Source organism: Macrococcus sp. S115 (assembly GCF_030067655.1).
Lineage (GTDB): Bacteria > Bacillota > Bacilli > Staphylococcales > Staphylococcaceae > Macrococcoides > Macrococcoides psychrotolerans.
The window spans coordinates 1-9,129 of record NZ_JASJES010000015.1; the positions used below are offsets into that span (position 1 = coordinate 1).

Consider the following 9,129-nt stretch of genomic DNA (forward strand, 5'->3'; position numbering starts at 1 on the left):
TATTTCTAAATTATTCAACTGTTACAGATTTCGCTAAGTTACGTGGTTTATCTACGTCTGCTCCACGGTGTAACGCTGCATAGTATGCGATTAACTGTGTTGTTACAACCGATACTAATGGCGCTAGCATTTCATGAACATGAGGAATCACATAAGTGTCGCCTTCTTGATTTAATCCATCCATTGAAATGATACATGGATGTGCACCACGAGCTACAACTTCTTTCACGTTACCGCGGATTGATAAGTTCACACGTTCTTGAGTTGCTAATGCAATAACTGGTGTTCCTTCTTCAATTAATGCGATCGTACCGTGCTTTAACTCCCCACCTGCAAATCCTTCTGTCTGGATGTAAGAGATTTCTTTAAGCTTTAACGCACCTTCAACACCTACGTAATAATCCATCGTACGTCCGATGAAGAAACAGTTACGTGTAGTTGCTAAGAAGTCCGTTGCAATTTTCTCCATTAATTCAGCATCATCGATCACTGTTGTAATCGCTGAAGTCACTTTCGCAAGTTCTGGTAATAGATCAATACCAGTATCAATACCTGCATCTGCTGCAGCGACTTGCGCTAAGATTGATAATACCGCGATCTGTGCAGTGTAAGCCTTTGTAGACGCAACTGCAATCTCAGGTCCTGCATGAAGAATCAATGTATGATCCGCTTCACGTGATAATGTCGAACCAGCTACGTTTGTAATTGTCAGTGCAGGGTGTCCTAATTTCTTCGTTGCCACTAATACTGCACGGCTATCCGCTGTCTCGCCTGATTGTGAGATAAAGATGAACAATGGTTTCTTAGACAGTAATGGCATGTTATAGACGAATTCAGAAGCGACATGTACTTCTGTTGGAATACCTGCCCATTTCTCTAGGTATTCTTTACCAACAAGACCTGCATTATAAGATGTACCACAGGCAATGATATGGATACGGTCCGCTTTACGTACTGCTTTAACGATATCTTTATCGATCTTTAAGTTTCCTTTTTCATCTTGATATTCCTGGATGATATTACGCATCGCAGCAGGCTGCTCGTTAATTTCTTTAAGCATGTAGTGGGCATATGTTCCTTTTTCGATATCTGATGCATCGATTTCAGCTTTGTAAGGTTTACGTTTCACTTTCTTACCTTCTAGGTCTTTGATGTCGATGCTTTCTTTCGTTACAAGAACAACTTCACCATCGTGTAATTCTGTATAAGTGTCTGTTACTTGTAACATTGCCATCGCGTCTGATGCGATAACGTTGAATCCATCACCTAAACCTACAAGTAAAGGAGATTTGTTCTTCGCAACGTAGATAACATCTGGGTTCTGTGTATCTAATAAACCTAATGCATATGAACCATGTAATAATTTTAATACTTGAACGAAAGCTGCTTCTGTTTCTAATCCTTGTTTAGAGAAGTGTTCTATAAGTTGAACGATAATTTCTGTATCAGTATCTGATTTAAATGTCACACCTGATAAATATTCATTCTTTAATTGCTCGTAGTTCTCGATCACACCGTTATGCACTAATGTGAAACGCTCGCTTTCAGATTGATGCGGATGAGAGTTTTCGTGATTTGGTACACCATGTGTTGCCCAACGCGTATGTCCAATACCAGTCGTTGTATCAAAGTTTGAATCTACAACTTTACGAAGTTCTGCGATACGGCCTTTCTCTTTGTAGACACGTACATCTTCTCCGTTACGTACAGCGATACCTGCTGAATCATACCCACGATATTCTAATTTTTCTAAACCTTTTAAAAGGATCTCTTTTGCATCCTCTGTTCCAATATAACCTACGATACCACACATAATAATTTCCTCCTGCTAGTTCCAATTCAATTTTGTATTTTTGTTTAGTAGTCTTATTATGCGGTGCTGATGCGTTTTGTTCACCCAGTTGCCCAGGTGGTTTGTTCATCAGCTATCGAATCGCTTTATCCGGGATGGCATCCGCCGAAAATTCGATGACCATCCGTCCTCGTCAACAGTTTCCTGTTCTGGCGCTGTATATTAAGTTGTTACAATCCTCCTTTTCGAATGAAATAGTTTACTAAACTTAAACTATTGTACTATATAGGTATCAGTTCATACAAGAGTATTCTATCAAATATTCAATAAATAAAATCAAAAGACGGATGGAAACAAAAACCGTTTCTCACCGTCTTTTCATGATTTTATTCGTGACTTAACGCTCGTGTCATGACCTTTTATTTACGGCGTTCCACGAGCAGACACTTCAATAAAATCAAAAGACGGATGGAAACAAAAACCATTTCTCACCGTCTTTTCATGATTTTATTCGTGACTTAACGCTCGTGTCACGACCTTTTATTTACGGCGTTCCACGAGCAGACACTTCAATAAAATCAAAAGACGGATGGAAACAAAAACCATTTCTCACCGTCTTTTCATGATTTTATTCGTGACTTAACGCTCGTGTCACGACCTTTTATAACCCCATATGTTCTCTTACAACATCACTAATTTTATTAACGAAGCGCTCTGCATCTTCATCTGTCTTCGCTTCGACCATTACACGTACTAACGGTTCAGTTCCAGATGGACGTACTAATACACGGCCTTCTCCATTCATTTCATCTTCAACTTCCTTAATCACTGCTGCTACGTGTTCATTTTGTTCAACAGCATGCTTATCAGATACTTTGATATTTACAAGTCGTTGTGGATACTTTGTCATTTGACCTGCAAGTTCACTTAAAGTCTTTCCAGAACGTTTCACAATGCTTGCGAGATGAATTCCAGTTAACAGGCCATCTCCTGTCGTATTATGATCCATCATTACGATATGTCCTGACTGCTCGCCACCTAAGTTGTATGAACTACGACGCATTTCTTCTACTACGTAACGGTCGCCAACTTTCGTCTTATCAGACTTAATATTTAAAGATTCTAATCCTTTATAGAATCCAAGGTTACTCATAACTGTAGACACGACCATATGGTCTTTAAGTTCTCCTCTAGCATCCATATCCTGTGCTAAGATAAACATAATCTGGTCACCATCGACGATTTGACCTTGCTCATCGACTGCAATAATACGGTCGCCATCACCATCGAATGCAAGTCCAAAGTCGCTATCAGTATCTAACACTAATTCTGCAAGTTTTTCTGGGTGCGTTGAGCCAACGCCGTCATTGATATTATTACCATCTGGATTACATCCGATTGTTGCTGTATCCGCTTCAAGGTCACCAAATAAGTATGGTGCAAGTGAATACGTAGAACCATGTGCACCATCAAGTGCAATCTTCAATCCTTCAAGGTCACCTTCAATCGTTGATTTCAAGTAGCTTAAATAACGGTGTCCACCTTCAAAGTAATCTGAAGTATGTCCAAGTTCTACACCGACAGGTCGTGGTAACGTGTCTTCTTCAGTATCAAGCAATGCTTCAATCTCCGCTTCTTGTGCATCACTAAGTTTAAACCCATCTGCACCAAAGAACTTGATACCATTATCTTGTACAGGGTTATGACTCGCTGAGATCATAACCCCCGCTTGTGCATTCATCTCACGTGTTAAGTACGCAACTCCAGGCGTTGTAATAACGCCTAAACGCATGACTTCAGCTCCTGTTGATAATAGTCCTGCAACAAGTGCTGACTCTAACATCACTCCTGAGATACGTGTATCTCTACCGACAACGACAGTCGGTTTTTCTGTATCGTTATGCGCAAGTACATATCCCCCAAAACGTCCTAGTTTAAATGCTAGCTCTGGTGTTAATTCGCTGTTTGCAACGCCTCTTACACCGTCTGTCCCAAAATATTTACCCATAATAAATCTCCTTTAATTTTTAGTTACTTCAATATTAATTTCAACAGTTTCCGGATTAGAACTTGTAACGTCTTTAGGTAACGCTAATTTCTGCTTGATCGTAGTACTTTCAGTAACTTTAGATAAGTCTACATCAATTGTTAAACTGCCTATCCCATCTAGCACAGAACGTTTACCAAAGAGTTCTACTTTATCTTCAGATAGCTTCAGCGACTTTAACTTAAGTCCTGAAGAAAGCTTACCTGTCTCTTGTGCTTCTATGTCTACTACTTTTGATGTCGGCACAATTTTTGTGTTAACTTTAACCTTGCTAGGTTTTACAGTAACATCTAGTTTATTCAAGCTTGCATCAAATACGTTAACTTCAGCTTGAGAAGTTGTTGATTTTGTTAATTTCTCAGATTCTGATAACGTTGCTTTTACATAAGCAATCTTGTTTATCTCATCTTCTCCTCCGATAATCGTCACTTGTGAAGGGTCAACCTCCTGTCCGACAAGCTCATACCCTGAGGCAATACGTGAAGAACTAATTTCTGCTTCTACTTTTCTCGTATCTTTTATCTTTTCAGATAAGGATACGTTTGCTTCTTTCGGAATAACTTCGTATTTTAATTTATCAGAGATGCCTGTCACTTTAAATGATTTCTTGTAATCCCCAACTTTAGAATTGGACAAATCCAGCTCAACCGTAAAGTCCATTAAGCTCTGAGTCTTCTTAACGATAGATTGAGGGCCACTTATTTTAACGTTGACGGTCTTCGGTGCTCCGGATAAATATAAGTTTTCATCGTCATAGACCGTCTTCACGGGAACATCGGTAATAACCGTCTGCTGTGTCTGTGAGAATTGATCATTGCCGATAACTTCAAACACATTATTCACTTGTAAAAAGATGCCGAGTGCAAGTAAAAATGCAACGAGTCTTAATCCCCATTTATTCTCTAACATTATTTCACCACACCTTTCTTAGATAAGTGGGCGCTGAACCAATGTTCTGTAAGCAGTGCCTCCAGCACTTCAAGTGATACATCTTTGCGCAGTCTGCCATTGTAAGTAACAGATATATCGCCTGTCTCCTCCGAGACAACAACTGTAAATGCATCAGATACTTCTGATATACCAACAGCTGCACGATGTCTCGTTCCAAGGCTCTTTTGTATCTTAGAGCTATCTGATAACGGCAGGTAACTCGCAGCAACTGCAATCTTATCGCCTCGAATAATCATCGCACCATCATGGAGCGGCGTATTTGGAATAAAGATATTAATCATTAATTCTGTAGAGATATCTGCATAAATCGGTATCCCTGTTTCTATGTAATCTTGCAACCCTGTTTCCTTTTCAAAGACAATTAAAGCACCTATACGACGCTTTGCCATATACTGAATGGATTTCACCATCGCATCTGTCAGCTTAGCCTGACTCACCTTTAAATTTGCTGCATTACGTTTGAACAAACTTCCTCGACCTAACTGCTCGAGCGCTCTTCTTAATTCTGGCTGAAAAATAACGATAATGGCCAGGAATCCCCAGTCGATTACCATATCAAATATCTTAGAAGTGGTTGTTAAACCTAAAGAGTCACTGATTAATTTACCAATCAGAATAAAGAAGATACCCTTTAATAATTGTATTGCTTTCGTACCCTTGATTGCATTGATCATAAGGTAGATAACATACCATACAATTAAGAGGTCAATGATGCCTGTGATAACTTTTATCGTACTCAAGTTATCAAAAACATGCGTCAATTGCATTGTATCTCCTCCATAATTCATACTAACCTATATTATATCATGTTAAGGCGCTTTTCCTCGTATAGTTTAATACATTTTTTCAATATTCATTTAATTATTGAACTTTTCCTTTTAGCTGATAAATCTTTAATTTCTTACCTGGAGCTACGTTTATTAGTATAAATTATTTATTGTAAACAATCTATTAAGTATATGTAAAGATTGTTATAAAGTTGCTATTTATTAAATAAATGATGGTAAAATAAAGTTAATTATTTTACCATCATTTGTAATGGATTTCAGCATGATGTAATAAAAGATATCATCTCAAAAAAAGAATTCATATGAAGGAGCAACCGTATGTTAGAAACTTTAATGATTGATAATTTGCCTCAGTTGAAATGTGTAAGCGACCCATTCCGTATTAAACTCCTTGAACTGATCGCGACTAAACCTAAGACAGGCCAGCAATTAGCTGATGAACTGGACATTCCCCGCGCAAAGATTCATTATCATCTCGCAGAACTTGAAAAGAACGGAATAATTGAAATCGTTAAAACAGAACAAAAACATAGCATCATTCAGAAGTTCTATGCACCGGTAGCAAAGACATTAATACCCTCCCCTGATTTACTTAAATTCAGTGATTATTCTTTAAAGCAGTCAAAAGAACACACGTTTAATCTAAAGCTTGACCAAAAATCTTTCACAGAATTCAAAAAAGAACTTAAGAAATATATTAAGAATGCGTCAGATAAAAATGGCAATACAAATTATAGGGTGACAATTAAGAAGGAGATAGAATAAGCAATGCTTATTCCATCTCTTTCTTAATATCATCAAAGTAAGGATCATCGAGATGATTCTTCTGTAAATGTTCTACTTGCAACGTACTATGGCCAAGTTTGTATTTCTCCTTAAGCATATTACTGATTGTATTGATCAGTTCATAGTTTCGTACACCATCTAAATTATCTACAACAATGTGTGCTGTAATCGAGTAATGTTCTGTCGTAATAGCCCATAGATGGAATTCGTGCACATCCAGTACACCGTCAAACGCTTTAATATCTGCAATAATCGCATCTGAATCATACCCTTCTGGTACACGCTCCATTAAGATGACCCAGGCATTACGTACAATCTTATATCCACCACGGAAGATGATGATCGAAATCAGTATACTTAAAATTGGGTCTATCAAAACCCAGCCTGTAAAGTAAATAACTGCAACAGCTACAATCACACCTACGGAATTCAGTAGATCGCCAATAAAATGCCACAATGCGCTTTGCACATTAATATTATCTTCACCTTTAAGTGAGCGCATCAAGATAAATGTAAGGATGATATTGACAATTAAACCGATAGTAGAGATAATAAGCATAAGCTTGACATCTACCGCTTGCGGATGAATCATACGCATAATACCTTCATAACAGATGCCGATTGAAATGACCACTAAAGCAAGACCATTTAAAAATGCTGCTAATATTTCCAGCCTTAAAAAGCCGAATGTGTGATTTGAAGTTGGTTTCTTACTCGCAAAATATATCGCAATCATCGATAACCCAAGCGCAAGAACATCACTTAGCATATGCATTGAATCAGAAAGCAATGCAAGTGAATTTGACAGGATTCCCCCTACGACCTCTACAACCGTGAAGAATAACGTAATCAGCAATGACGCCCATAGCGTTCTTCTCGATTGATTCTGTTTCTTTAAGTGTTCTACGTGATGGAAATATTCTGGGGAATTTATTCTTCTCATACAATATCTCTCCTATCAATTATTTTCATATAAGTATTGTACACTATAAATCAATATATAATTTAAAATATGAATGATATTACAAAAAGAAAATACCAGACCAAAATAGTCTGGTATCTGAATATTTTAATTCACAGCACAACTTATAACAACTTCTCTCCAAAAAATGAACCCGTTAGCCCCACCGCTTGTTCTGCTGTTTGATTATTAATATCTATCAATGGATTCACTTCAACAATTTCAAATGACGTAATACGCTCACTATCATTCAACATTTCCATTGCAAGGTGACTTTCGCGATACGTAATACCACCTGGAACTGTAGTACCTGTCCCTGGCGTTTCATTCGGATCCAGTGCATCTACATCAAGCGATAAATGGATACCATCACAATTTGATAAATGCTCTAACGTCTGTTCGATCACTGTCTTCATACCGAGCTGATCAATAGCTGCCATCGTATAAGTTTTAATACCCACCTCTTTAATGTATGCCTTTTCTCCCTCGTCAAGATCACGCATACCGATAAGAACAATATTTTCAACTTTAACTTTCTTGTCATAACCACCGATATTCACTAAATCTTCATGACCGTCACCAATTAAAGCGCGTAACGGCATTCCATGAATATTACCAGAAGGTGAAGAATCCGCAACATTAAGATCACCATGGGCATCATACCAGATCACTCCTAGATTATCATAATGCTTTGCAATCCCTGATATCGTACCCATCGCAATAGAATGATCGCCACCAATCACTAGAGGATAATGTCCATTTTGTACTGATGTATCAACGACATCACATAAAGTCTCACAAAAAGTAGTAACTTCTGGTAAATTTCTTAAAGCCCCATCTTGTTCACTTGTGTACACTTTCATATCAATTACAGGTGATTCAATATTTCCATTGTCTACTACCTTATGTCCAATTGCTTCTATGCGCTCTACTAAACCAGCATAACGCATTGCATCCGGTCCCATATTTACCCCTAACTTACGTTGCCCGAACGCACTTGGCGCACCAATAATTTCAACTGTCTTGTTCATCATCCATTCCCCTTTAAAAAATTCATATATCAATATATCTAAATCAACGAAATTAAAACTCACAAAAGTAGTGAAAATAATTTCAGGTTATTTAGAAATCTATCTCTAATATATTTTACTGTTTATAAAGTGAATATTCAATATTTTTATGTATAAATGAATAAAATGGATATTTATGTATAATATTAATAATCTATTAATAGAAAGTTGATTAAAAATAAAAAACACAACAAAAAAAGCATCCTATACAGGATGCTTTCAGATGAGCCATAGAGGATTCGAACCTCTGACCCTTTGATTAAAAGTCAAATGCTCTACCAACTGAGCTAATGGCTCTAAAAATGGCTGGGCTAGCTGGATTCGAACCAACGAGTGACGGAGTCAAAGTCCGTTGCCTTACCGCTTGGCTATAGCCCAATAGATGGTGGAGGGGGGCAGATTCGAACTGCCGAACCCGAAGGAGCGGATTTACAGTCCGCCGCGTTTAGCCACTTCGCTACCCCTCCGTTATATTAAGTTCATTATTAGAATAAATGGTGGAGGATGACGGGCTCGAACCGCCGACCCTCTGCTTGTAAGGCAGATGCTCTCCCAGCTGAGCTAATCCTCCAAATGGTGACCCCTACGGGATTCGAACCCGTGTTACCGCCGTGAAAGGGCGGTGTCTTAACCGCTTGACCAAGGGGCCTAAATGGCTCCACAGGTAGGACTCGAACCTACGACCGATCGGTTAACAGCCGATAGCTCTACCACTGAGCTACTGTGGATAAATA

7 protein-coding genes and 6 tRNA genes are annotated in these 9,129 nt (G+C 38.3%); 1 reads left to right on the forward strand and 12 read right to left on the reverse strand.

What is annotated here, in order from left to right:
• Window positions 1-10: 10 nt before the first annotated feature.
• The 4 genes from glmS to cdaA all read right to left on the reverse strand — a co-directional run bounded on the left by glmS (window position 11) and on the right by cdaA (window position 5,557).
• Entirely contained in the window at window positions 11-1,813 is a 1,803-nt protein-coding gene (gene glmS / locus QNJ52_RS11345) for a glutamine--fructose-6-phosphate transaminase (isomerizing) (RefSeq protein WP_283722638.1), read from the reverse strand.
• Between the two features lie 640 nt (window positions 1,814-2,453).
• Complete coding sequence (gene glmM, locus QNJ52_RS11350; protein WP_283722639.1) at window positions 2,454-3,800, reverse strand: phosphoglucosamine mutase; 1,347 nt, start codon at window positions 3,798-3,800, stop codon at window positions 2,454-2,456.
• Between the two features lie 12 nt (window positions 3,801-3,812).
• Window positions 3,813-4,748 carry a CdaR family protein gene (locus tag QNJ52_RS11355; protein ID WP_219493789.1) on the reverse strand — a complete coding sequence of 312 codons (936 nt, stop codon included), beginning with the start codon at window positions 4,746-4,748 and terminating at the stop codon, window positions 3,813-3,815.
• The gene (gene cdaA, locus QNJ52_RS11360) at window positions 4,748-5,557 is read right to left on the reverse strand and encodes a diadenylate cyclase CdaA (protein WP_099483914.1); all 810 of its coding nucleotides are present in this window, start codon (window positions 5,555-5,557) and stop codon (window positions 4,748-4,750) included. The genes QNJ52_RS11355 and cdaA overlap by 1 nt, the downstream gene beginning before the upstream one ends.
• Before the next feature lie 339 nt (window positions 5,558-5,896).
• On the opposite strand from cdaA, the gene QNJ52_RS11365 reads away from it, so the two are divergent.
• A complete protein-coding gene (locus QNJ52_RS11365) occupies window positions 5,897-6,343 on the forward strand; it encodes an ArsR/SmtB family transcription factor (protein WP_101141474.1) in 447 nt (148 codons plus the stop codon).
• Between the two features lie 7 nt (window positions 6,344-6,350).
• Here the strand turns inward: QNJ52_RS11365 and QNJ52_RS11370 are convergent, their stop codons facing one another.
• The 8 genes from QNJ52_RS11370 to QNJ52_RS11405 form a co-directional block, all read right to left on the reverse strand.
• Window positions 6,351-7,307 carry a cation diffusion facilitator family transporter gene (locus tag QNJ52_RS11370; protein ID WP_283722641.1) on the reverse strand — a complete coding sequence of 319 codons (957 nt, stop codon included), beginning with the start codon at window positions 7,305-7,307 and terminating at the stop codon, window positions 6,351-6,353.
• Window positions 7,308-7,450: 143 nt separating this feature from the next.
• Window positions 7,451-8,356, reverse strand: coding sequence for an arginase (gene rocF / locus QNJ52_RS11375; protein ID WP_283722642.1), 906 nt, complete (start codon window positions 8,354-8,356; stop codon window positions 7,451-7,453).
• Between the two features lie 263 nt (window positions 8,357-8,619).
• A tRNA-Lys gene (locus tag QNJ52_RS11380) sits at window positions 8,620-8,692 on the reverse strand.
• A gap of 6 nt (window positions 8,693-8,698) precedes the next feature.
• A tRNA-Gln gene (locus QNJ52_RS11385) sits at window positions 8,699-8,773 on the reverse strand.
• Between the two features lie 5 nt (window positions 8,774-8,778).
• Window positions 8,779-8,862: transfer RNA gene (locus QNJ52_RS11390), tRNA-Tyr, on the reverse strand.
• A 28-nt stretch (window positions 8,863-8,890) separates the two neighbouring features.
• Window positions 8,891-8,966, reverse strand: a tRNA-Val gene (locus tag QNJ52_RS11395).
• Between the two features lie 3 nt (window positions 8,967-8,969).
• A tRNA-Glu gene (locus QNJ52_RS11400) sits at window positions 8,970-9,044 on the reverse strand.
• 4 nt (window positions 9,045-9,048) lie between these two features.
• A tRNA-Asn gene (locus QNJ52_RS11405) sits at window positions 9,049-9,123 on the reverse strand.
• Window positions 9,124-9,129: the final 6 nt, after the last annotated feature.